At 61.2% G+C, this 20,913-nt stretch carries 23 protein-coding genes; 9 read left to right on the top strand and 14 right to left on the bottom strand.

The features are described 5' to 3' along the window. Positions 1–174: 174 nt before the first annotated feature. Entirely contained in the window at positions 175–582 is a 408-nt protein-coding gene (locus AC3WS7_RS04195; protein WP_296469962.1) for a carboxymuconolactone decarboxylase family protein, read from the top strand. Between the two features lie 582 nt (positions 583–1,164). After that, positions 1,165–1,563, top strand: a complete 399-nt coding sequence (locus AC3WS7_RS04190) for a hypothetical protein (RefSeq protein WP_296469960.1) — start codon at positions 1,165–1,167, stop codon at positions 1,561–1,563. Positions 1,564–1,953: 390 nt separating this feature from the next. Here the strand turns inward: AC3WS7_RS04190 and AC3WS7_RS04185 are convergent, their stop codons facing one another. Then, a complete protein-coding gene (locus AC3WS7_RS04185; protein ID WP_296469959.1) occupies positions 1,954–2,817 on the bottom strand; it encodes an arginase family protein in 864 nt (287 codons plus the stop codon). Positions 2,818–2,857: 40 nt separating this feature from the next. Between AC3WS7_RS04185 and AC3WS7_RS04180 the strand changes: the two genes are divergently transcribed. Then, positions 2,858–3,547 (top strand): glutathione S-transferase family protein, encoded by a 690-nt coding sequence (locus tag AC3WS7_RS04180; protein ID WP_296469957.1) that lies wholly within the window; start codon positions 2,858–2,860, stop codon positions 3,545–3,547. Positions 3,548–4,085: 538 nt separating this feature from the next. Here AC3WS7_RS04180 and AC3WS7_RS04175 read toward each other — a convergent pair. The 9 genes from AC3WS7_RS04175 to AC3WS7_RS04135 all read right to left on the bottom strand — a co-directional run bounded on the left by AC3WS7_RS04175 (position 4,086) and on the right by AC3WS7_RS04135 (position 12,469). Then, positions 4,086–5,006 carry a lyase family protein gene (locus AC3WS7_RS04175; protein WP_296469955.1) on the bottom strand — a complete coding sequence of 307 codons (921 nt, stop codon included), beginning with the start codon at positions 5,004–5,006 and terminating at the stop codon, positions 4,086–4,088. A gap of 5 nt (positions 5,007–5,011) precedes the next feature. Next, positions 5,012–5,914, bottom strand: a complete 903-nt coding sequence (locus AC3WS7_RS04170; protein ID WP_296469953.1) for a sugar phosphate isomerase/epimerase family protein — start codon at positions 5,912–5,914, stop codon at positions 5,012–5,014. A gap of 6 nt (positions 5,915–5,920) precedes the next feature. Continuing rightward, complete coding sequence (locus tag AC3WS7_RS04165) at positions 5,921–6,808, bottom strand: 4-hydroxyphenylpyruvate dioxygenase (RefSeq protein WP_492655464.1); 888 nt, start codon at positions 6,806–6,808, stop codon at positions 5,921–5,923. A 24-nt stretch (positions 6,809–6,832) separates the two neighbouring features. Next, the gene (locus AC3WS7_RS04160; protein WP_296469949.1) at positions 6,833–7,576 is read right to left on the bottom strand and encodes an ABC transporter ATP-binding protein; all 744 of its coding nucleotides are present in this window, start codon (positions 7,574–7,576) and stop codon (positions 6,833–6,835) included. Positions 7,577–7,579: 3 nt separating this feature from the next. After that, positions 7,580–8,338, bottom strand: a complete 759-nt coding sequence (locus AC3WS7_RS04155; protein ID WP_296469947.1) for an ABC transporter ATP-binding protein — start codon at positions 8,336–8,338, stop codon at positions 7,580–7,582. Then, a complete protein-coding gene (locus tag AC3WS7_RS04150) occupies positions 8,338–9,321 on the bottom strand; it encodes a branched-chain amino acid ABC transporter permease (protein ID WP_492655463.1) in 984 nt (327 codons plus the stop codon). Before AC3WS7_RS04150 ends, AC3WS7_RS04155 begins: the two co-directional genes overlap by 1 nt. Before the next feature lies 1 nt (position 9,322). After that, positions 9,323–10,198, bottom strand: coding sequence for a branched-chain amino acid ABC transporter permease (locus tag AC3WS7_RS04145; RefSeq protein WP_296469943.1), 876 nt, complete (start codon positions 10,196–10,198; stop codon positions 9,323–9,325). Positions 10,199–10,268: 70 nt separating this feature from the next. Next, positions 10,269–11,474, bottom strand: coding sequence for an ABC transporter substrate-binding protein (locus tag AC3WS7_RS04140; protein ID WP_296469941.1), 1,206 nt, complete (start codon positions 11,472–11,474; stop codon positions 10,269–10,271). Positions 11,475–11,533: 59 nt separating this feature from the next. After that, positions 11,534–12,469, bottom strand: a complete 936-nt coding sequence (locus AC3WS7_RS04135; protein WP_492655462.1) for a shikimate dehydrogenase family protein — start codon at positions 12,467–12,469, stop codon at positions 11,534–11,536. A gap of 178 nt (positions 12,470–12,647) precedes the next feature. Here AC3WS7_RS04135 and AC3WS7_RS04130 point away from each other — a divergent pair, with 178 nt between their 5' ends. Continuing rightward, on the top strand, positions 12,648–13,454 hold the full coding sequence (locus AC3WS7_RS04130; RefSeq protein ID WP_492655461.1) for an IclR family transcriptional regulator domain-containing protein: 807 nt from the start codon (positions 12,648–12,650) through the stop codon (positions 13,452–13,454). Positions 13,455–13,471: 17 nt separating this feature from the next. Further along, positions 13,472–13,777, top strand: a complete 306-nt coding sequence (locus AC3WS7_RS04125; protein WP_492655460.1) for a DUF1330 domain-containing protein — start codon at positions 13,472–13,474, stop codon at positions 13,775–13,777. 71 nt (positions 13,778–13,848) lie between these two features. Here the strand turns inward: AC3WS7_RS04125 and AC3WS7_RS04120 are convergent, their stop codons facing one another. After that, a complete protein-coding gene (locus AC3WS7_RS04120; protein ID WP_492655459.1) occupies positions 13,849–14,748 on the bottom strand; it encodes a LysR family transcriptional regulator ArgP in 900 nt (299 codons plus the stop codon). 80 nt (positions 14,749–14,828) lie between these two features. Here AC3WS7_RS04120 and AC3WS7_RS04115 point away from each other — a divergent pair, with 80 nt between their 5' ends. Then, entirely contained in the window at positions 14,829–15,461 is a 633-nt protein-coding gene (locus AC3WS7_RS04115) for a LysE/ArgO family amino acid transporter (protein ID WP_296469927.1), read from the top strand. A gap of 4 nt (positions 15,462–15,465) precedes the next feature. Here AC3WS7_RS04115 and AC3WS7_RS04110 read toward each other — a convergent pair whose 3' ends face one another. Further along, positions 15,466–16,023 carry a LuxR C-terminal-related transcriptional regulator gene (locus AC3WS7_RS04110; RefSeq protein ID WP_492655458.1) on the bottom strand — a complete coding sequence of 186 codons (558 nt, stop codon included), beginning with the start codon at positions 16,021–16,023 and terminating at the stop codon, positions 15,466–15,468. A gap of 80 nt (positions 16,024–16,103) precedes the next feature. On the opposite strand from AC3WS7_RS04110, the gene AC3WS7_RS04105 reads away from it, so the two are divergent. Genes AC3WS7_RS04105 through AC3WS7_RS04095 form a run of 3 tightly spaced genes read left to right on the top strand, consistent with a single transcriptional unit; the run spans position 16,104 to position 17,997 of the window. After that, positions 16,104–16,811: a CoA transferase subunit A gene (locus AC3WS7_RS04105; protein ID WP_492655457.1), complete on the top strand. Its 708-nt coding sequence runs from the start codon at positions 16,104–16,106 to the stop codon at positions 16,809–16,811. A gap of 2 nt (positions 16,812–16,813) precedes the next feature. Further along, a complete protein-coding gene (locus tag AC3WS7_RS04100; RefSeq protein ID WP_296469919.1) occupies positions 16,814–17,452 on the top strand; it encodes a CoA transferase subunit B in 639 nt (212 codons plus the stop codon). 53 nt (positions 17,453–17,505) lie between these two features. Beyond that, a complete protein-coding gene (locus AC3WS7_RS04095) occupies positions 17,506–17,997 on the top strand; it encodes a hypothetical protein (protein WP_492655456.1) in 492 nt (163 codons plus the stop codon). A 71-nt stretch (positions 17,998–18,068) separates the two neighbouring features. On the opposite strand, the gene AC3WS7_RS04090 is transcribed toward AC3WS7_RS04095, so the two are convergent. Both AC3WS7_RS04090 and AC3WS7_RS04085 read right to left on the bottom strand, forming a co-directional pair. Next, the gene (locus AC3WS7_RS04090) at positions 18,069–19,640 is read right to left on the bottom strand and encodes a DHA2 family efflux MFS transporter permease subunit (protein WP_492655455.1); all 1,572 of its coding nucleotides are present in this window, start codon (positions 19,638–19,640) and stop codon (positions 18,069–18,071) included. 5 nt (positions 19,641–19,645) lie between these two features. Next, positions 19,646–20,899: an HlyD family secretion protein gene (locus AC3WS7_RS04085; protein WP_492655454.1), complete on the bottom strand. Its 1,254-nt coding sequence runs from the start codon at positions 20,897–20,899 to the stop codon at positions 19,646–19,648. Positions 20,900–20,913 lie beyond the last annotated feature (14 nt).

Genomic DNA, 20,913 nt, shown 5'->3' with positions numbered 1-20,913 from the left:
TCATCCTACTGCGAACCCCCTTCCACCACCGGAGCACACACCATGGCACAACTTCAAAAAACTCTGGGCCTCTCTATCTGGAGCAGTGGCCTCGTCGTCACCCTGGCCAACTTGGCGCAATGGCATGGCGGCTAACATCCAGGGCATCGCCACCTTGCCCTGATGGAGCCTCGCATGCCCCTGGACCCCAACCGCTTGCCCCCTTCGAACCAAGCTGAAGCCTTCGACAAAGGCCTGGCCATGCGCACGCAGGTGATGGGCGAGGCCTTTGTGGAGGCAGCCTTTGCCAACGCCACACCATTCACCGCCCCCATCCAAGAGCACATCACACGTGCCGCCTGGGGCGACGTGTGGCAGCGCCCGGGGCTGGATCTGAAAACCCGCAGCCTCATCACCGTGGCCATGCTCACGGCGCTGGGCAAACAGAACGAACTCAAGGGACACGTGCGCGGCGCGCTCAATAATGGCGCTACGGCGGCAGAGATTCAAGAGGTGCTGCTGCACGCCGCGGTGTACTGCGGCGTGCCCGCATCGGTGGAAGCGTTTCGCACTGCCAACGAGGTCGTGGGCGGGCAGGTCTGAGACCGCCCCCGGCAGCAGCCGGGGCTGCAGGGCGTTCATCGGCATCTCTGGGGTGGGAATGGCCCAGCGGCAAAGGCCGGGTACGAAAGTCACAGCATTGCCTGCCCCCAGGGTTTAGCAATGCGCCCATGTATGTCTTCGGCAGATGTCGACCCAAAGCGGAAATCGACAAGCTCAGACTCGTTGCTCGATAGGAGACATTTAGGACTGGCATGCCAAGCAGGTACGATGGACAGCCGATATGCGGCGTTACCAGTCTTTGGTGAAAGTCAGCTTACGGGTAGTCAGTCTGTGTGCCAGTAAGTGGGCAATCGTAGACTTCAAGTTTGCCGCGGAAGCTGCCGTTCGAGGTGATCTTTCGGTTTGAACGGAGCCTAGCCAAACTGAGCTAAGCTAGCCGTCGACTTTGTCGTTTTCACCATACCTGTACATCTATCTAGTTTCTTTTCGCAGGCGACTGATTCTCATGATGAATTCCAAAATTTCGGTGCCACGTAATCTGACTGGCTCCCGTGTTATCCCGCAAATCTGCGGGATATATCAATAGTTAGGCCTCGAATGCGGCATCTACTGAAGCTCAAATTGACAATCTATGCGCTGCTGGGACTGACCGTCCACGCCGCTTCGGCAGACAGCTCGCACTTTGTCTGCGTTATTACGAAAAAGCAGCACTATCGCGCTGACGACCCTACGTTGATCGACGGGCCAAACGGCACTCTGCCGGGTAGGCCTGGAACTCAGTTCACGGTAAACCGGATAACAGGCGAAATCGCTGGCTTTAACAGTCATCTTGGCACCTTCTCGAAGCCGGTCTTCATGGAAACAGCCAGCAGAGACAAGATCTTCTTTGTCTACTATGCGGAAGCCATTGACGGTATCGTCCCGGTCCTGAGCGTCAACATTTTTCCGAACGTTTCGGCCACCAAGAAGCCATTGACAGTTCTGCTTGGTCGGCTAGTTTTCGAGGGTGAATGCGAATGATTAAATGGCCCAACCTCGCATTCGTGTGGGACGGCTTTGCCGCCCAACATCTTGTACGTTGACCTGCCATTTAATTCCCACTTCGAAGTGGTGGAAAAGCCAGCAATTAGCCCATGACTGCAGCTCACTAAGATGAACAACTTGCCACGAAGCAACCCCTAGAACGTGGATGCCAATGTCCGTTCTGGCGCTGGCCGGGTAACAATGGCTAGGACAGCATTCAGTCTGCAGGCGCCTCTGCTCTGGGGTGGAAGCAGACCTTTAAAAATCACCCGTTTAGGGGATATTTTGAAGCTGACAAATCGGTATAAATCTGAACCGAAACACCTCTAAAACCCGAGCGGCACTGCAACTTGGGAGGCAATGGTCTGTAAAAGGACTGAGCCAGTGCTATTCATCAGCCAAAAATTTGGACAAGAGTGGCTGCAGCGCATCAATCAGAGGTTCTGGTGATGCAACCATTCCATTTGTAGACCAACAAGCCTGAAATTCAGAAATTTCAAGTCCGACGAGTTCGTTCTTTGCTAAAACTGTCGCTGCTTGCTGCAAATCGGCCACCGTCAGACCACCAGGTACTAGATATTCTGTTGGCACAGTGCCGGGCTCCAGAACATCGCAGTCAATGTGCACATACACCGGTCTGTCCCCGATGGCCTCAGCTAGTCGCTGGGCCAAATCGCTGCCTGCTTTCACCAGCATTAGTTGTTTGCTATCAATCAGTAATTGTTCACCAGCATCAATGTCACGCGCCCCGACCAGTACGACGTTGTGGAGCTTCAAACCTCCGGGTAAACCGGTATGCCAAAGACCGGCGGCGCCAGTCAGCACTAGACCGCCGAGATAACCAGATTCCGAGGTGCTTGGCAGGTTGCTGTCCGCATGTGCGTCAAACCACACAACGACCGCATCCGGACGATATCGCGACACCACGGGTAGCGTGCCCAAGGATGCGGCGCACCGTCCCAGTGTTGTTACAGGAATTTCACCGCGCTCGAAAGTCTGCGCCAGTGAAGACGATAGCGCAGTCAGTCCGGGGCGTGCAGCTTCCAGCTCAATATCCCATTTGGCAGACAACGGTGGCGCGGGAGTCCCCAGCGTATTTGGCGTCAATCCAATTCGCAGCGCCAAAGCCTCTCCTAAATGCTTTGAACCAAGCATGCCCAATGGGTTGCGGTCACCCACCCGCCCCAAGAACATGGTCAGAGATGCCGGTTTACTTGGATGCCTTTTTGCATGAATGTTGGAATTTTGCATATCTATTTTCAATGGTCGCGCAGGTATTATGCAAAGCAATATGCACGACCATTCGTCCCAAACTGCAAATACAACAAGAAGTTCTGCCATTCAATTGCATTACTTTCCCAGTGCCGCCAGCATGGCGCCGCATATTCTTTTGGAGGAGTTGGAAATCCCGTTCGAGTTGATAAAAATTGACAAAGACGGCGGCGGCCTTGATTCTGAAGCGTACCGCGCACTCAACCCTAACGGACTTATTCCGGTGCTGGTGGAAGGCGATCTGGTGTTGTACGAGACTGCTGCGATCTGCTTGCATCTGGCCGACACTCACCCAGATGCGGGATTGATGCCCAGAATGGGAAGCGTAGAGCGTGCACATGCATATAAGTGGCTCAGTTGGTTTTCGACTACTTTGCAGCAAGCGCTAATCGTGTACTTTTACCCAGAGCGCTGGGCCGATTCCGTTCATGCCATTGAGCAGATCAAATCACATGCACAGCAGCGTGTTCTGTTCTTGTTGGAACAAATTGAAATGCACCTTGCTACAACAGCGGCACCTTGGATGTTGGGCACGACGTTCAGCGTACTAGACGTGTACGGGATGATGCTGTGTCGTTGGACCCGCAATTTTGAAGGACGCAAGGCAAGGGATTTTTCGCACATTGGTCCATGGTTAGCGCGCGTTCTGGCTCGTCCGGCAGTACAGCGAGCATTTGACAAAGAGGAGTTGCCGCTGCCTTGGGTGTAGAAACTGCCAATGGCCACCTCAGCCTGATGCTTGTGACAACTTCCAATTTGGGGCTTGATTTGAATCGACCCGGTTCAAATTGACATTTTGAAACATTGTCGAGACCAGAAAGCAGTCACTCACCAACGCCGGCAACTGGCCCATTGCGTCACTTAAATGTGAGTACGCATGTCTGGCTTTCAGCTGCAAGCAGCGACTCAACCTGTGTCGCTGCCGAAGGTTCTAGTCCGGGGTAGTCAAAAGCGAGATAGTCAATCACAGCATCATGCTCCCATGGACCGAGTGAAGCCTTGTACTCCGCATATCGGTCTTGTATCTCACGCCACGTTGGGAAGCTCTCCTTCGAAAGGAGCATTTCCGTTTCTGTGTAAATGATGTGAAGTTCCATGCCTCGAACGTGATGGTGCAACCGATTGGTTGTAGTCCGAATCTACCACCCGATAGTAGACGTTGGGCAACGCCGGCTCCTGGCCCACTGCCGAATTTCAACAAATGACACCGCCTCAGTGGCCAGCCCTGCCGACCTGATCAACCCAGCTCACACCTGCTCAGTTCGTACCTTGGTGTCGGTTTGTAATGCATGGCACACACCGCTGGCGCTGGCGTGGGCGGACATGAGCAGCTGTGCCCAGTCTGCCTGTTCGGCCTGCCACACGCCCAGGCCGCGCTCGTAGGCCTCGGGCATCGAGGCTAACAGGCTGGCCACCCGCTGTGGCGCACGTTTGGCCATGGCCAGGGCGACCAGGCAGCCAGCGGGCACTTGCTCCGGGCCGGCATCACGTGCAATGCCTTTGGCCAGGGTGCCCAGGCTGCCAATCAGCAGGCCCACATCGCAACCCAGCGCCACCCAGGCGTCGCGCTGGGTGTGCCAGGGAGCTGCGGGCACAGCCAGATCCAGGCGCTGGGCGACATCACGCACCACATCGGCCCCGTGTTCTGGGCTTTGCGCCAGCGTGCCACCCAGTTGCACTGCCAGCGCATCCGTCGCGCTATGCGCCAGCCGTTGCAGCCCCCGCAACAGGGGGGCAGCTGCATCTGAGGCGCCCAGCGTCTGCAGGATGTGCGCGCAGCGTTGCACATCGCCGCGCAGCCGCTCCAGCACATCGCGCGTGATGAGCACCGTGGCCGTGTCCACCAAGTCTTGTTTGGTGCAGGCAAAGTGCACATAGGGCACCGCCTCGGGGTTGAACAGGCCTACCGTTTCCTTGAGGCTTTTGACCAGGGGTATGGCCAGGCTGCCCGCACGGCCGCTGTCGCGCACGATGCGGGGCGCATCAAACAGGTCGACCTTGCAGGTGCCAACGATAGACTGTGCGGCCGAGGCCGGAATCATGCCGCAATGGGCCTGCGCTTGGGCCAGCGCGGATTCCACGCGCAGCATGGCCGCCACAAAGCGCTGGGCGCCAAAGGCATCCAGCACCTCGGGCGGGTGCAAGAAGTCGTCAAACACACTGCTCATGGCATTCAGCGCACGGCTTGTTTCAGGCGCAGCTGGTTGGGCAGGGGCACGGAACGGCGCAGCACGTCTTCACCCAGCCACAGCGCAGCACGGCGTGCGCGTGCGGCCACGGTCTCCAGCGGCATCTGCTGGTAGTCGTCGTTGAACACTTCAAAGCTGTAGTCGCCGCGGTAGCCCAGCTGGTGCAGCTTGAGTACCAGCTCGGCCAGGGCCTCGCTGTGCACGCCTTCGCCGGGGAACACGCGGAAGGTGCGTGCTGTGGTGATGCGCTCTTCCACGGTCTTGATTTCGTTCCACATGAAATCGGCCAGCTGCACCAGGAAGATCTTGCTGGGGTCCAGAATCTCCAGATCCTCCAGCGGCGTCTTGGTGGCGAACATATGGAAGGAGTCAAAGCCCAGGCCCAGGTTGGGCATGTCGGCCTGCATGATGAGGTCCCAGGCCTGCGGAAACTCGTTGATGGTGCGGCCCCAGGACAGCGCCTCAAACGCGATCTTGATGTTCATGGGGATGGCCAGCATCGCCAGCTTGCGCAGGTCTTTGACCAAGGCGTCGGTGTCGCCGGTGGCGTGGGTGGACGTGCTGGAGCAGGCCAGCATGACACGGCAGTCCAGTGCGGCGCACATCTCCATCATGCTCTTGGCGATGTCCATCTTGTACGCGTGCAGGTGGCCACTCAGGCCCTCAAAGTCGCGCAGCACCTGAAAACCGGTGACGCGCAGGCCGCTGTCTTTCACTTCCTGCACGGCGGCTTGCCAGCCATCGGGGTGGCCCACCAGATCACGCGCCAGCAGCATCACCTGGGTGAAGCCGGCGGCCTTCATGGCGGAGAGCTTGGCCTTGAGTGGACCCGCCAGCGAGATGGTGTCCATCCCGAAGTCGTCAAATTTGCCTTCGAATTGGCTCATGGTGGTCTAGCTCCGCACGTGGTGAACCAGCTCGAACATGGCGTTGCCCATGGTGGGGCGGGTGAGCGCGCCCTTGTCGTCCTGCGTCGGGTCTTTGGACGGCACAAAGTCCACGCCGCGCGCGCGCAGTGCGGCGACGGTGGCTTTCACATCGGGGGTGCCCAGGCCCACGCGCTGGAAACATTCATCGTCCTCCACATCCAGCACGCCGGGTTCGGGCTCGATGAGCTGCAGATAGAAGGTCTTGCAGGGGCTTTGCAGAATACGCCCCTTGGGCAAGATGCCAAAGCGGGTTTCGGGCTCCAGCGCAGTAAAGCCAAACAGGGCACCATAAAACTCGGTCCAGTCGTCCACGCGGTCGTTGCCGATGTACTGCACCACCCCAAAGAAGTGCAGGCCGGTGATGGCGGGCGGTTTTTTTTCTACCGCGGGCACGGGGGTGAAGTCCACGTCGTAGATGGAGAACTCGCGGTGGCGGTCGACAAAGTAGATGCGGCTGTTGCCCACGCCATGCACGGCCGGGATGTGCAGCTCCATCACCTCTACCTGCACCGGCACGGCCCAGGCACCACGCTCCAGCGCGCGGCGGTAGGCGGCGGTGGCGTCCTGCACGCGCAAGGCGATGGCGGCAATCACCGGTTTCTCGGTCAGCGCCGCGCCGCGGCCGTGGGCGTTGACGATGACGTTGATGTCGCCCTGGCGGTACAACAGCACCTCGCGCGAGCGATGGCGCGCAATCGGGCGAAAACCCATGGCCTCCAGCACCTGACCCAGGGCCTGTGGCTTGGAGGTGGTGTACTCGATGAATTCGATGCCTTCCAGCCCCAGGGGGTTGGGGCCTTCGTCGATGTGTTCGCGGTCAGCGCCGCTGGGGCGTGTGGAGGTGTCGGCCATAAAGTCTCCCGTGGACAAAAAAAATTAAACAGTGGTCGCAGCCGTGGTGTGCGCGCCACCCAAAAACAAGCGCTCGATGTTGGGGTCTGCCAGCAATTCCGATGCCGGCTTTTGCAGCACCAGGCGGCCCGACTCCAACGCAATGGCTTCGTCCGAAATCTTCAGCGCGCTCTTCACGTTCTGCTCCACCATGAGCACCGTCGTTCCCTGGTCGGCCAGTTTGCGCAAGAGTTTGAACACATCGGCCACCACCATGGGCGAGAGGCCGATGGAGGGCTCGTCGATCAGGATGACCTTGGGGCGCAGCAGCAGTGCGCGGCCAATCTCCAGCTGCTTTTGCTCGCCACCCGACAAGGCTGATGCCGCCGAGTGCAGGCGCTCCTTCACGCGCGGAAAGAACTCCAGCACCTCGGGAATGCGCTCGTGGGTGGTCTTCATGCCCAGCGTAATGCCGCCCAGCTCCAGGTTCTCCCACACGCTGAGTTGGCCAAACAGGTTGCGCCCCTGCGGCACAAAGGCAATGCCCTGGGCCAGCAGCGCCTTCTGGCTGGCGCCGGCCACGCTCACGCCGTCCAGCAATATGTCGCCCTGGCGTGGTTTGAGCAGGCCAAACAAAGTTTTGAGCACCGTGGACTTGCCCGCGCCATTGGGGCCCAGCAGCAGGGTGATGGTGCCGCGCTTGGCTTTGAACGACAGGTTGTTCAGGATCATGAAATCCTTGTAGCCCGCCACCACGTCCTTGAATTCAATGCAGGTGTCTGTGGTCATGCTTCAGCTCCCGAGGTAGGCGTCCAGCACCTGTTTGTTGCTGCGGATTTCTTCCGGTGTACCGATGGCCAGCACTTGGCCTTCCACCATCACCATGATGCGGTGGCACAGGTCCATCACAAAGTCCATGTTGTGCTCGATGACGACGAAGGAACTCTTCTTGCCGAACTTTGGGTTGCGGTTGAGCTCCTTCAGCAAGGTGCTGATGCCGCCCACCAGACTGGGGTTCACACCTGCGCAGGGTTCGTCCAGCAACACCAGGTCGGGCTCGCTCATGAATGCCATGGCAATGTCCACCAGCTTTTGCTGGCCGTAGCTCAGCTCGCCCGCTTTTTTGTCGGCCACGTGGCGGATGCGGAACTGGTCGATCAGCGCATCGGCCTTGGCGCCCAGGCCCGAATCGCTGGGGGCAAACATGCGGCTCAGCATGCTGCCTTGGTGTTCCTGCGCGGCCACGATGAGGTTGTCGCGCACGGTCATCTTGCCAAACACCTGCAGGGTTTGGAAGGTGCGGCCCACACCCAGGCGGTTGAGCTCCAGCGGACCGGCGTGGGTCACGTCTTTGCCCTTGAGTTCGATTTTTCCGGCGTCCGGCGTGATCTGGCCCAGCATGCTGTTGAATAGCGTGGTCTTGCCTGAGCCATTGGGTCCGATGACACCAAAGATTTCTCCGGGCATGACTTCGAAGGACACACCGCCCACCGCCTGGATGGCGCCGTAGGCCTTTTTGATATTGCTGACTTTGAGGACAGGCTGGCTCATCACTTGGCTCCCTGTTGTTGGGCGGCGGCCGCGCGTGCGGCGCTGGCTTCGCGCGCCTGGCGCTTGGCCTTGATGCGGTCGGGAATGCTCAGCAGTCCATCGGGCAGCCAGATCATCAACAGCACCACGGCAGCGCCAAAGACAAACAGGTACCAGGCCTGCGCAAAGCGCAACCACTCCGGCAGGATCACGCCCACCGCGGAGCCCAGCAGCGGACCCAAAAAGTAACCCGGGCCACCGACGACGACCATCAGGTACATCATGATGGACGCACCCACGGTGAAGGGTGCGGGCTCGATGAACTGCACCAGCGAGGCAAACAGCGCACCGGCAATGCCCGCATACACCGCACCAATCGCAAAGCTCAGCAAGGTGTAGCTGCGGGTGTTGATGCCCAGGCTCTCGGCCCGGATCGGGTTGTCGCGCAGCGCGGTAAACGCCTTGCCCCAGGGGCTGCGCAGCAGGCCCCACTGCAGCGCGCCCAGCAGCAGCGCCGTGGCCAGCACAAAGTAGTAGTAGGCGAGGTTGCCTTCGAGCGAGAAGCCCAACAGGCTAGGGCGGGCAATGTTGTTGATGCCGAAGGTGCCCCCGGTCAGCCACTCTTCATTGCGCATCACCAGCCACACCGCGGTGTTGAAGCCCAGGGTGGCAAAGGCCAGGTAAATGGTCTGCACCCGCAGCGCCGGAAAGCCCAGCGCAATGCCGACAAAAAAGCAGATGAACGCGGCGGCTGGCAGGCCCAGCCAGAAGCTGATGCCGGCTTTCATCAGGATGGCCACGGTGTAGGCCCCGATACCGAAGAAGGCCGCATGGCCCAGGGACTTTTGCCCGGCGTAACCCACGGTGAGGTTCAGGCCCATGGTGGCGATGACAAACACCAGCCAGTAGGACAGCAGGTAGATGCCGTAATTCTTGAGAAAAGGCGGTGCAGCCAGCAGCAGTACTGCGCAAGCAGCTATCAAAATGAGAGTAATTTTTTTCATGTCAGACCTTGCGCTCCACCTTCTTGCCCAGCAGCCCTTGCGGCTTGAACAAGATCACGACCATGAAAATCACCAGCGCCACCGCGTCCTTGTAGGCTGGGGAGATGTAGGCCGCGGCCAAGTTTTCACACACGCCCACAATCAGCCCGCCCAGCAGCGCACCACGTGAGTTGTTGAAGCCGCCGATGATGGCCGCGAAGAAGGCCTTGTTGCCCAGCGACTCGCCCATGTCGAACTTGGCCAGATACGTGGGCGTGACCAGGAGGGCTGCTGCCACCGCCAGCACGGCGTTGATGGCAAAGGCGTAGAAGATCATGCGTGGCACGTTGATGCCCAGCACCGAGGCGCTCTCGGTGTTTTGCGCCACGGCCTGCATGGCGCGGCCGGTCACGGTTTTGGTCATGAAGGCCTGGGTGGCAAACACCAGCACCAGCGCAATGCTGAAGGTGCCCACATCGGCCAGGGTGATGGTCACGCCGGCGATGTTGAACAGCTTGTCGGCAAACAGGCTGGGGAAGGGGTGGGCCTCGGCGCTGTAACCGGCGCGCAGGCCGTTGCGCATGGCAATCGACAGGCCGATGGTGGCCACGACGATGGGCATCATGCCGTACTTGAAGAGGGGGTCGACCAGGCCGCGCTTGAACACCCAACCCAGCAGAAACACCGCCAGCACCACGGACATGGAAAAGCTCACTGCCATGGGTGCGCCCAGGCTCAAAAAGCCCAGCATCATGAAAGCCGGCAGCATCACAAACTCGCCCTGGGCGAAGTTGATGGTGCCGCTGGCTTGCCAAAGCAAGGTAAAGCCCAGCGCAGCCAAGCCGTAGATGGCCCCGGTGGCCATGCCACTGAAGAGCAGTTGGAGGAAGTCGGTCATGGGAGGTCCCGCGGTGTGACGTGGATAACGCAGGCCCGGCAGCGGTGCATGGCGGCCGGGCCGGGCAGGCTTACTTCTTGGCAGGCGCCGCTGGCTTGGCAGCAGGGGCTGCAGCGGGCTTGTTCACCGCAATCGGGTTGAGCGGGGGCAGGGTGGCCACCACCACTTGCTGGCCGTTCTTCACCTCCACCAGAAAGCTCTCGCGGTCCAGGTCACCGTTTTGGTCAAAGGCCACGTTCATCAGGATGCCGGGCTCCTTGTCGGTGGTCACCACCAGGCTGTGCAGCGCGTTGGCCACGGCCTTGCGGTCCAGCTTGCCCACCTTTTCGATGGCGGCCTTGAGCACGTAGACGCCGGAGTAACCCTTCATGCCGTTGTGGTCGGACACATATTTGTAGTCACGCTCGAACTTGGCGCGGAAGGCGCGGATCGCGGGTAGGGGGGCGTCTACCGTCAGGCCCACGTGGGCCACGGCGCCGTTGGCGGCTTCGCCGGCCAGCTCAATCACCTTTTGGCCGGTGAGGGTCGTTTCTCCAATGACGGGTTTGTTCCAGCCCTGCTTGCGCAGCTCGCGCAGCATGCGGGCAGACTCTTCTTCGTTGGAGTAGACGAACACGCCGTCGGCGCCGCTTTGCTTGGCCTTGAGCACGGCGGCAGAAAAGTCCACCTGGCCCGAGTCGGTGGAGATCTCGGCCACCACCTTGGTGGACGACTTGTCTAGCGCCTTCTTGATCATGTCCAGGCCGCCCTTGCCGAAGTCGTTGTTCACGTAGACCACGGCCAGAGTCTTGAGCTTGGCGGTGTCGCTGATGTAGCGGCCCACCTTGGGCATGGCAGTGGCCTGGGTGAAGCTGGTGCGGAAGATGTAGGGGTTGCCCTGCAGGGTGATGCTGGCCGCCTCACCGCCCGTGAAGTTGGGGATTTCGGCTTTGCGGCTTTCCGCCATGGACACCATGATGGAGCCCGAGAACACGGGGCCGAAGATGGCAAACACCTCGTCGTCCACGGCCTTCTGGGTCAGGCCCTTGGCCACGCCAGGGTTGGACTGGGTGTCGGAGGTGATGGTCTGGATCTTCTTGCCCAAGATGCCGCCTGCGGCGTTGATTTCCTTCACGGCCAGTTCCACGCCGTTCTTGAAGTTGGTGCCGGCGGTGGCGCCGCCACCGGAGAGCTCCACAATGTTGGCGATCTTGATGGTTTCTTGGGCAAAAGTGGCTGTAGAGCACACCAATGCTGCGCAAGCAGCTATCAATTTGAGAGTGTTTCGTTTTTGCATGTCGTTGTCTCCTCGTTTGAATCAATAAAAGGCCAGGGTGAAAGGGCGGGGTGAACAGGTCAGAGCAGCGCGGGGATCAGCCGGTGTGGCTCGCGCCCGCGGATCTCGCTGTGCAGCGTGTGGGGGTAGATCTGCTCGCGCAGAAAGGTGGCATCGTCGCGCACCAGCTGGGCAGCCTGGTGCAGGCCAAAAAACTCCAGATACGGCACGGTTTGCTGGATCAGCATCTCAAACCCGGGTTGTGCCTGCAGGCCACGGGCCCGCGCTGCGCGCACCCAGCGGCTGGGTTGGTGCTTCATCACAATGTCCATCACAGCCGCATGGGGCTCCATGCGCTGCACATCGCAGGGCAGGGCATCGTCGGGGTGCAAGCCCAGCGGGCTGGCATTGATCACCAGGTCAAACCCGGCAGGGTCGTTGGTGGTTACGGCCGCAACCGGCGCAGGGGTAGCGGCGGCAATGCGCCTGGCCAACGCCAGGGCTTTGCCGGGTGCAGGGTCATAGAGGCAGACCTGGGCGGCTGCATGAGGCGCAGCGCTGGCCAGTTCCGTGGCGATGGCGGCGGCGGCCCCTCCGGCGCCCAGCACCAGCACGCGCCGACCGCTGTAGGCCATGCCAAAGTAATCCAGCGCGGCGCGCAGGCCCTGGCCGTCAAACAGCTCACCTTCCAAATGTCCGTCCGCATGGCGGCGCACAGCATTCACTGCGCCGGCCATGTGGGCGCTGGGGCTGCTGCGGTGCATCGCGTCGGCCAGCGCACTCTTGTGGGGAATGGTGGCACACAGGCCCCGCACGTTGGGAGCCAGGAACGCAGACTTCACAAACGCCAGCAGGTGCAGGGGGGCAATTTCCACGGGCACCATCACGGCGTTCAGCCCTGCGCGGGCAAACACGGCATTGAACAGGGCTGGCGCCTGCACCTGGGCCACCGGGTAGCCGACGATCAGGTAAACGTCGGTGGTGCCCGAAAGCGTGGGGAAGGCGGCGGAGTGCATGGTTTGTTCGTTTGTCGATCAATATCGCGATTTCGCAGCGAACTTTAGCCAAGCATCTCGCGTATCAAAAGGATAATCTCGTAAATATGTTCGATCATCGAACGTATTTGTACGATGATCGATCGTAGTGCGGGTTATTACTAGGCCTTTCACCATTCCTTGCCGACAGAATTTGCCCATGCCACGCACTGCCACCCCACCTGCCGCCCAGACCGAAACTGAAACACCGGGACTGGACAAAAAAGACTGGATCGCGGGTCTGGAAAAAGGGCTGTCCATCATTGAGACCTTTGACGATGCCCACCCCCGCATGACCGCCAGCCAGGCCGGTGAGCGCTGCGGTATGACACGCACCGCTGCGCGGCGTTACCTGCTGACCCTGCAATACCTCGGTTATGTGGCCACCGACGGCAAGTTGTTCTGGCTGACGCCCCGCGTGCTGCGGCTGGGCCAGTCCTACCTGGAGTCGGCACGGCTGCCGCGCATCGTGCAGCCGTTTTTGCAACGCGTGACGGCGGGCACGCAGGAGATTGCCTACGTGTGTGTGATGGACGGCGATGACATTGTGTATATCGCCCGCAACGGCACCAACCGCAGCATGAATACGGGCTACGTGCTGGGTGCACGGGTGCCCGCGCAGGTGACGGCGGCGGGCATGCTGCTGCTGTCCATGCGCGAGCCGGAGTGGCTGGAGCGTTGGCTCACCACCCGGGACCTGCGCGCCTATACCTCGCACACCATTGCCAGCAAAGACCGCTTGCGCGTAGAGTTGGCGCGCATCCGCCAGCAGGGCTGGGCCATCTCGGAGCAACAGTTGGAGCTGAACCACCGCGGTGTGGCGGTGCCGCTGATGGACCGGCACAGTGTGCTGGTGGGGGCGCTGAATGTGACTATGCCCATGGGCAATGAGTCCACCGACGACGCCGTGGCCCGCGTACTGCCTGTGTTGCAGGAAACCGCGCGCGCCATGCGCAATCTGATTTGAAGCAAGGAGACCAACGAATGAGCAAAGGCTATTGGGTGGCACGTGTGGACGTGACCGACACGGAGCAGTACAAAACCTATATCACCGCCAATGCGGTGGCATTTGCCAAATACGGGGCGCGTTTTCTGGTGCGCTCGGGGGCGTTTGAGGCCGTGGAGGGCACGGCACGCAGCCGCAATGTGGTGATTGAGTTTCCCAGTTACCAGGCGGCGCTGGATTGCTGGAATTCGGCCGAGTACCAGGCGGCGCGTGATTGCCGGGTGGGGGCGGCGACGGCGGATGTGATTGTGATTGAGGGGTATGACGGACCTCAGTCGGGCTGATTCTTTTTTGGGCCTGGACCACTTTTTTTGACACCCACTCCCCCAGCCAAAGAGCAAGGGGCAGCCCAGCCTCACCCCACCAACACCTTCCCCGCAGTCCCTTGCACACATTGGCTCAGCCGCGCCAGTTCCGGCAGGGGCAGCTTGGCTACTTGCCAGTACAGCGGGATGTCCAGGGGGCGGTCTGGCAGCAGCTCCACCAGGCGGCCCGTGGCCAGGTGTTCCTGCACCAGCGCCAACGGATTCATGCCCCAACCAATGCCTGCCAGTGCCCCGTCGATAAACGCCTGCGACGAAGGCAGGCGGTGGGCGGGCAGCACCATGTCCTTGCGGGTCAGGCGGCGCACCCATTGCTCCTGCAGGCGGTCGTTGCGGTCAAACACCAGGCTGGGTGCGTGGGCCAGGGTGTCGGCACTCACGCCTGTGGGAAACCAGCGCTGCATAAAGGCGGGGGACGCGGTGGCGCAATAACGCAGGGTGCCTAGTTTGCGGCTGCGGCAGCCCTGCACTGCCTTGGCCAGCGAGGTGACGGCGGCCAGCACCTGGCCGCGGCGCAGCCACTCGCTGGTCTTGTCCTGGTCGTCCAGCGTCACGTCCAACAGGGTGGCACTGTCGGAGCAAAACGCCTGCATGGCGTGCACAAACCAGGTGGCCATGCTGTCGGCATTGATGGCGATGCGGATGGTGGCTACGGGTGTGGTCACCGTGTCATGGCGCAGGGCTGGCATGGTGCGGTGCAGCTCGCTCTCCAGCAGTGCCACCGTGTCGGCATGGCGGCACAGGTGCACACCGGCTTCGGTGGGGGTGCAGGGCTGGCCGCGCACCACCAGTACCGTGCCCACCCGCTCTTCGGCCAGGCGGATACGCTGGGACACGGCAGAAGGGGTGAGGTGCAGCGCACGTGCCGCGCGCTCGAAGCTGCCTTCGCGTACAACGGCAGCCACGGTGGCCAGCAAAGCAGTATCAAGCATGGGTCTTTGGGTAAGCGTTACTGTTTCTACATTAGCAGATTTCAGTAGCTAAAGCACTGTTTGGTGCGGATACTCTGGGCATGTTTTCTTCATTCAGTCCTCCTGTTTTTCTGACCGGCTTCACGCTCAGCCTGTCCCTCATCATGGCCATTGGGGCGCAAAACATGCATGTGTTGCGCCAGGGGCTGCGGCGTGAGCATGTGGCTGCCGTGGTGGCCGTGTGTGCGCTGTTGGACATTGCCTTGATGGCCGTGGGCGTCAGTGGGCTGGCAGCCTCCCTGGGGCAGTACCCGCGGGTGTTGGACGCCCTGGGGCTCGTGGGGGCGCTGGTGTTGGCCGTGTATGGCGCGCAGGCCCTGCGCCGGGCGGTGCGGCCCGGTACCCTGCAAGCCACAGCCAGCGGCGTTGCGGTGCCAGTGGGTCGCATGGTGGCGCAGACCTTGTCCCTGAGCTTGCTCAACCCCCATGTGTACCTGGATACGGTGGTACTGGTGGGGGCCGTGGGGGCGCAGCAGCCTGTGGGGACGCACGGTGCCTTCTTGCTGGGGGCGGGGGGCGGGAGCGTGCTGTGGTTTGTGGCGCTGGGCTTTGGTGCCCGCATGCTCACCCCCTTGTTTGCCAAGCCCCTGGCTTGGCGCCTGCTGGACCTGCTGGTGGCGGGCATGATGTGGAGCATTGCCGCCGGGCTGCTGGTGCGCAGCCTGCATCTGTGATGTCTCAGCCGCCGGCCATGAGCTTGTGTACGAGGTCGGCGGTGGTGGAGGCCTTGTACTTGCGCATGAGCCGGGCACGGTAGATCTCCACCGTGCGGTGGCTGATCTCCAGCGTTTTGCCAATGTGTTTGGAGGTCAGGCCCTGCATCAGGTGGGCCGCCACCTCGCGCTCGCGTGGCGTGAGTTCTGCTTTCACCGGGCGGCGTGCGCTCAGGTCCTCAAAACTCCAGATGCCGGCTTCGTGCGGCGCATCGCGGTTCAACGCACGTCCGGTGACGTGGCACCAAAAAGTCTCGCCCTTGAAGCGGCCGTCCAGCCGTTTCATGATGCGGTCGTCGGCATAGGTGCCACTGCGGTTGAGGATGGGGCTGATGCGGGCGCCGGTGCGTTCGTATTCGTCGGCGCTGGGATAGAGCACCTGGAAGGACTGGCCAATGAGCTGTGCGCGCCCGGCCCCAAACATGTCACACAGGCGCTGGTTGCAGTCCACCATGGTGCGGTTGCGCGATAGCGCCAGGCCCACCGGGGCCATGTCAAACGCGAGTCGGTAGTCAATGTCCATAGGGTTGGGCTTTACGGGGAACTACGTAGGGTCGTACGTAGTATCGTACGGTCGTTGCTTCTTTTTATGGAGACTCTGCTGTGAACAAGATTTATCCCAGCGCCGCCAAGGCACTTGAAGGCATCGTCCAGGACGGCCAGTTGCTGGCCGTGGGCGGCTTCGGACTGTGCGGCATTCCCGAGGCGCTGATTGATGCGCTGAAAGACAGTGGTGCCAAGCATCTGACCGCCATTTCCAACAACGCGGGGGTGGACGGCTTTGGCCTGGGCAAGTTGCTGGAAACGCGCCAGATCAAGAAAATGATTTCCAGCTATGTGGGCGAGAACAAGGAGTTCGAGCGCCAGTACCTGGCGGGCGAGCTGGAGCTGGAGTTCACCCCCCAAGGCACGCTGGCCGAGAAGCTGCGGGCCGGCGGTGCCGGCATCCCGGCCTTCTTTACCAAGACTGGTGTGGGCACCATCGTGGCCGAGGGCAAAGAGTTGCGCGAATTTGACGGGGAGACCTATGTGATGGAGCGTGCCCTGGTGCCCGACGTGGCACTGGTGAAGGCGCACCGGGCCGACAAGTCCGGCAACCTGCAGTTCCGCTTTACCGCGCGTAACTTCAACCCTGCAGTGGCCATGGCCGGCAAGATCACCGTGGTGGAGGTGGAAGAGATTGTGGAGACCGGCGAGATTGCACCCGACCAGGTGCACCTGCCCGGCATTTATGTGCACCGCATCGTGCTGAACGCCACACCGGAAAAACGCATCGAAAAACGAACCATCACTGAAAAGGGAGGGGTGTAACCATGGCCTGGAACCAAGACCAAATGGCGGCCCGCGCGGCCCACGAGCTGGAAGACGGCTTTTATGTGAACCTGGGCATTGGCATCCCCACGCTGGTGGCCAACCACGTGCCCGCGGACAAGGAAGTGTGGCTGCAGAGCGAGAACGGCATGCTGGGCATTGGCCCGTTCCCTACCGAAGACGAGGTAGACGCCGACCTGATCAACGCGGGCAAGCAGACGGTGACCACCATCAAGGGCAGCAGCATTTTTGGCAGCCACGAGAGTTTTGCCATGATCCGCGGCGGCAAGATCAACCTGTCCATCCTGGGGGCCATGCAGGTCAGCGCCAAGGGCGACCTGGCCAACTGGATGATTCCCGGCAAGATGGTCAAAGGCATGGGCGGCGCCATGGACCTGGTGGCGGGCGTGAAGCGCGTGATAGTGCTTATGGAGCATGTGGCCAAGAAGAAGGACGGCTCCACCGACCTGAAGATCTTGCCCCAGTGCACCTTGCCGCTGACCGGCGTGGGCGTGGTGGACCGCATCATCACCGATCTGGCCGTGATGGACGTGACGCCCGAAGGCCTCAAGGTGGTGGAGCTGGCGCCCGGTGTGACACGTGAGGAGCTGCAGGAGAAAACAGGGGTTCCCCTGCTCTGAGTAGCGCCTGACAGCGGGTAAGATACTTTCGCCATTTCAAACCCGGGGAAAACATGTCCAGAGCTCTCAAATTCCTGATGTTCATTTACTTCGTGGTGTTCTTCACCACGGGGGCCTTTATGGTGCTGATCGTCAACGCAGATGAGAGCTCGCAGCCCTGGATCACCTTGCTGGTGCGCAACCACAGCATCGTGTATGCATGGCATCTGGTGTGCTGGATGATTCTGGGCATGTTCACCAACTACTACTGGGACCTGTTCAACATGGGCAAGGGCATCGAGTCCATGCAACCGCTGCGCATTGTGCTGCCATTGCTGGTATCGCCTTTTGTGTTCATGCCCACCTACAACCTGTGGCTGGCCTCCAGCTCGCAAAGCTATATGCTGTTTGCGGTGATTGCCATCCAGAGTGGGTTCTTCTGGCAGGCCTTGTTGGCCAAAGTGGCTCCTCTGGACAAGCCGGCCAGCATTCCCTGGTCGGTGAACAACGGTGCCAACCGCACCAACCGTATGGCGGCAACGTCCAATGGTCCGGAACTGGGCTGATTGGAGTTTGAGCAAATAAAAAAATCGGGGCCCAGGCCCCGATTTTTTATGGCTGCTTGCCAGCCCCGGTCTCAATGCGCAGCCGCTGCCGCGTCGGCCGCTGCGCCACCTCCGGCGCCGGCACGTTGGGGGCGTGACAGCCACACTAGCGGAATTAGCGCCACAAAAATCAGAGCCGAGGCGTAAAACACATCGTTGGCGGCCAGCGTGGCGGCTTGCTGGTCGATCATCCGGTTGATCTGGCTGAGGGCTTGTTCCGTGCTCAGCCCTGATGCGTTCAGGCCGGCCAGTGCGCTGTTGGAGGCAGTGCTGCCGCGGTTGATCATCTCTGTCAACTGGGCATGGTGCAGGGTGGTACGGTCCTGCCACAGGGTGACGGAGATTGAGGTTCCGAAAGAACCAAATAGCACCCGGCAGAAACTGCTCAGGCCCGAGGCCGAGGCAATCTTCTCGCCCGGCAGTCCACCCAGAATGATGCTGGTCAGCGGGATGAAGAACAGCGCCAGCGCAATGCCCTGGATCAGCGTGGGGATCATCATGGTGTTGAAATCCGACAGCGTGCTGAAATGCGAGCGCATCCAAAGTACCAGGGCAAACACCAAAAAGGCAATGGCCGCAAGTCGGCGGGTGTCGAACTTGGTGATGTTCTTGCCAATCACCGGGGACAGGATGATGGCAAAGATCCCCACGGGGGCCATCAGCATGCCCGCCTGCGTGGCGGTGTAACCCATGAAGCTCTGGAGCCATAGCGGCAGCAGCACGATGTTGCCCATGAACAGGCCGTAGGCGATCGACATGGCCACGGTTCCGGTCAGGAAGTTGCGCACCTTGAACAGCTTGAGGTCCACCACCGGATGCTTGTCCGTCAGCTCCCACGCGATCAGAAAGGCAAAGGCCACCACGGACAGTACCGTCAGGGCAATGATTTCGTTGGAGTGAAACCAGTCCAGCTCTTTGCCTCGGTCCAGCATCATCTGGATGGCAGTCACTGCAATCACCAGCAGGGCCAGGCCTACGGTGTCAATGGGCAGTTTGCGGGTGGGCGTTTCGCGTTTGTGGAAGATGCTCCAGGTGATGAAACCAGCGACCAGGCCGATAGGCACGTTGATGAAGAAGATCCATCCCCAGTGGGCGTTGTCAGTGATCCAGCCGCCCAGCAATGGGCCCATCACCGGTGCGACCAGCGTGGTCATGGCCCAGAGCGCCATGGCCAATCCGGCCAGGGCCGGCGGGTAGCTGGAGAGCAGCAGCGTCTGGGCCAGCGGCATCATGGGGCCGGCCACAAAGCCTTGCAGCGCGCGCGCGCCGATCAGAAAGGGCATGTTGGGGGCAATGCCACACAGCCAGCTGGACAGCACAAACAGCAGCACGCTGGTGATGAACAGACGCACCTGGCCGAAGCGTTGCGACAGCCAGCCGGTCAGGGGAAGGGCAATGGCGTTGGCCACACCGAAGCTGGTGATGACCCAGGTGCCCTGGTTGGAGCTGACACCGAGATCGCCGGCAATGGCGGGCAGGGACACGTTGGCAATCGACGAATCCAGCACGTTCATGAAGGTGGCGGCGGACAGGGCAATCGTGCCCCACAGGCGCGCCGAACCCTGCAAGGGCGCGGGCGCAACGTAGGCGGCAGGGGCGCTCATGGGGCTTACACGCCGGTACCGGGTTTGGCCGCCGCATGGACATTGGCTTTGACGCCCCGGCCCAGGTTGGAGGCAATGACCTTGCGCACCTCCGTGTTGGCCTGTTGGTCCAGCACGGTGTACACATCGGTCTGTGTGACAGAGGCGGTGCGCGGGGCATCGGCCAGCGACTTGCCGCTCTGGTCGGTCACGTCCACCGTGGCTTCCATGGACAGTCCCACGCGCAGCGGGTTCTGGGCCAATTGCTCGGCGTCCAGCGTCACACGCACCGGCACACGTTGCACCACCTTGATCCAGTTGCCCGTGGCGTTTTGTGCGGGCAGCAGCGAGAACGCTGCGCCGGTACCGACGCCCAGGCCGGCCACCGTGCCTTTGTATTCCATCTTCTTGCCATAAAGGTCGGCGGTGAGTGTGACGGGCTGGCCGATGCGGATGTTGCGCAGTTGCACTTCCTTGAAGTTGGCATCCACCCACACCTGGTTCAGCGGGATGATGGACATCAGCGGAGCACCCGCTGCCACGCGCTGGCCGAGTTGCACTGTGCGTTTGGCCACATAGCCATCGACGGGGGCCGGCAGTTCGGCGCGGTGCAGGGCCAAAAAGGCTTCACGCACCTTGGCCGATGCGGCCACCACGCTGGGGTGGCCTTCCACACTGGTGCCGTCGGTTAGCGTCTGGTTGCTGGAGAGCTGCTCGCGCGCGGCCGCCACGCCAGCCTGGGCCGCGGACAGGGCGTTCTGGGCGGTGCTGAGCTGCGACTTGGCGTGGTTGAGTTCCTCTTTGGACACCGCACCGTTGCCGGCCAGAGCCTGGCGACGGTTCAGGTCGTCGGTGGCACGGGCAATCTCGGTCTGGGCCTTGGCAATGTCGGATTCGCGCAGGGTTACCTGGGCCGAGAGGCTGCCATTGTTGGCGTACAGCGTGCGCACCTGGCGCACGGCTTGGGCCAGGTTGGCTTCGGCCTGGTCGAGGGCGACCCTGGCGTCGGCCGGGTCCAGCTTCACCAGCGCCTGACCGGCTTTCACGAAGTCGGTGTCGTCGGCCATGATGGCGGTGACGGTGCCGCCGACCTGGGGGGTGATCTGGATGACGTTGCCCTGCACATAAGCGTTGTCGGTTTCTTCGGAGTGGCGCGCGCCGTAGTACTCAAAGCCCCCGTAGACCAGGCCCAGCAGGACGACGATGGAGAGGGCGGTCAGGGCTTTTTTGCGTGCGGGGTTGCCGGCAGGGGTAGCGACGGAGGTGGAAGGTGTGCTCATGGTGCTGTCTTTCA

This window comes from Rhodoferax sp. EU05-FHT12H12 (assembly GCF_058791215.1).
This window is presented reverse-complemented; position numbering and strand designations above follow the sequence as displayed.

Excerpts from the sequence above, each read along its gene's own strand:
- AC3WS7_RS04175 (WP_296469955.1), bottom strand. The coding sequence starts at position 5,006 with ATGAGCAGTGTGTTTGACGACTTCTTGCACCCGCCCGAGGTGCTGGAT.
- AC3WS7_RS04185 (WP_296469959.1), bottom strand. The coding sequence starts at position 2,817 with ATGCAAAATTCCAACATTCATGCAAAAAGGCATCCAAGTAAACCGGCA.
- AC3WS7_RS04095 (WP_492655456.1), top strand. The coding sequence starts at position 17,506 with ATGTCCAGAGCTCTCAAATTCCTGATGTTCATTTACTTCGTGGTGTTC.
- AC3WS7_RS04085 (WP_492655454.1), bottom strand. The coding sequence starts at position 20,899 with ATGAGCACACCTTCCACCTCCGTCGCTACCCCTGCCGGCAACCCCGCA.
- AC3WS7_RS04145 (WP_296469943.1), bottom strand. The coding sequence starts at position 10,198 with ATGACCGACTTCCTCCAACTGCTCTTCAGTGGCATGGCCACCGGGGCC.
- AC3WS7_RS04140 (WP_296469941.1), bottom strand. The coding sequence starts at position 11,474 with ATGCAAAAACGAAACACTCTCAAATTGATAGCTGCTTGCGCAGCATTG.
- AC3WS7_RS04115 (WP_296469927.1), top strand. The coding sequence starts at position 14,829 with ATGTTTTCTTCATTCAGTCCTCCTGTTTTTCTGACCGGCTTCACGCTC.
- AC3WS7_RS04130 (WP_492655461.1), top strand. The coding sequence starts at position 12,648 with ATGCCACGCACTGCCACCCCACCTGCCGCCCAGACCGAAACTGAAACA.
- AC3WS7_RS04150 (WP_492655463.1), bottom strand. The coding sequence starts at position 9,321 with ATGAAAAAAATTACTCTCATTTTGATAGCTGCTTGCGCAGTACTGCTG.
- AC3WS7_RS04195 (WP_296469962.1), top strand. The coding sequence starts at position 175 with ATGCCCCTGGACCCCAACCGCTTGCCCCCTTCGAACCAAGCTGAAGCC.
- AC3WS7_RS04090 (WP_492655455.1), bottom strand. The coding sequence starts at position 19,640 with ATGAGCGCCCCTGCCGCCTACGTTGCGCCCGCGCCCTTGCAGGGTTCG.
- AC3WS7_RS04180 (WP_296469957.1), top strand. The coding sequence starts at position 2,858 with ATGCACGACCATTCGTCCCAAACTGCAAATACAACAAGAAGTTCTGCC.
- AC3WS7_RS04120 (WP_492655459.1), bottom strand. The coding sequence starts at position 14,748 with ATGCTTGATACTGCTTTGCTGGCCACCGTGGCTGCCGTTGTACGCGAA.
- AC3WS7_RS04135 (WP_492655462.1), bottom strand. The coding sequence starts at position 12,469 with ATGCACTCCGCCGCCTTCCCCACGCTTTCGGGCACCACCGACGTTTAC.
- AC3WS7_RS04160 (WP_296469949.1), bottom strand. The coding sequence starts at position 7,576 with ATGACCACAGACACCTGCATTGAATTCAAGGACGTGGTGGCGGGCTAC.
- AC3WS7_RS04165 (WP_492655464.1), bottom strand. The coding sequence starts at position 6,808 with ATGGCCGACACCTCCACACGCCCCAGCGGCGCTGACCGCGAACACATC.
- AC3WS7_RS04125 (WP_492655460.1), top strand. The coding sequence starts at position 13,472 with ATGAGCAAAGGCTATTGGGTGGCACGTGTGGACGTGACCGACACGGAG.
- AC3WS7_RS04100 (WP_296469919.1), top strand. The coding sequence starts at position 16,814 with ATGGCCTGGAACCAAGACCAAATGGCGGCCCGCGCGGCCCACGAGCTG.
- AC3WS7_RS04170 (WP_296469953.1), bottom strand. The coding sequence starts at position 5,914 with ATGAGCCAATTCGAAGGCAAATTTGACGACTTCGGGATGGACACCATC.
- AC3WS7_RS04155 (WP_296469947.1), bottom strand. The coding sequence starts at position 8,338 with ATGAGCCAGCCTGTCCTCAAAGTCAGCAATATCAAAAAGGCCTACGGC.
- AC3WS7_RS04110 (WP_492655458.1), bottom strand. The coding sequence starts at position 16,023 with ATGGACATTGACTACCGACTCGCGTTTGACATGGCCCCGGTGGGCCTG.